Origin of the sequence: Vibrio sp. D417a, from assembly GCF_030248595.1 — a bacterium.
GTDB classification, from domain to species: domain Bacteria; phylum Pseudomonadota; class Gammaproteobacteria; order Enterobacterales; family Vibrionaceae; genus Vibrio; species Vibrio alginolyticus.
In genome coordinates this window covers 1-801 of the sequence record NZ_JAHGAM010000039.1, presented here as the reverse complement: position 1 = coordinate 801, position 801 = coordinate 1, and the positions used below count along the sequence as shown (strand labels likewise).

The following is an 801-nucleotide window of genomic DNA, read 5'->3' as shown; positions in this document are numbered from 1 at the left end:
AGCTACAGCGGCTCTGACGGTATCTTTACTGACAACGGTGACGGCACATTCAGCTTCGCACCAAACGCCAACTTTGATGGCGATGTTAGCCTAGATGTTGTGGTTGTTGATGAAGACGGCGTAACTGCGGCAACTAACGCAAACATCGATGTATTGCCAATCAACGATGCGCCAGTATCGGGCAACTTGGCTTACAGTGTCGATGAAGACAATTCAATTACGCTAAGCCAAGAACAGCTTCTTGCTCAAGCATCGGATGTAGAAGGCGACGCGCTAACCGCGACTAACCTAGTGGTTGACGGTGATGCAACGGTTACGGCAAACGATGATGGCAGCTTCACCATCACGCCTGATGCGAACTTCAATGGTGACATTGATATCACGTTCGATATCAACGATGGCACCGACACTATTGTTGCAACGGCTGACCTAACGGTTAATCCAGTTAACGACCTACCACAGCCAGAAGATCAAGCGTTCACCATTGGTGAAGATGGCGTCTTGCTGTTCACTGATGAAGATCTGCTTGATGGTGCAACGGATATCGATGGCGATGACCTATCGGTTGAAGGTGTGAGCTACACTGGCGCAGATGGTGTCCTAACCGACAATGGTGATGGCACTTACAGCTTCGCGCCAAACGAAAACTTCAATGGCGACGTGAACTTTACCTTCGATGTTTCCGATGGCACGGATACCGTGACCGCAAATATCGATGTAAGCGTGACGCCAGAGAACGATCCACCAGTGGCAGGCAGCACGTCTTACACGGTGCATGAAGACAATTCGATCACCATCAGT

Annotated in this window: 1 protein-coding gene; it reads left to right on the top strand. The window is 49.9% G+C overall.

The genetic code is table 11. The features are described from left to right. The coding region (locus tag KI742_RS22065; RefSeq protein ID WP_285445310.1) for a tandem-95 repeat protein at nt 1-801 on the top strand (801 nt) is incomplete at both ends.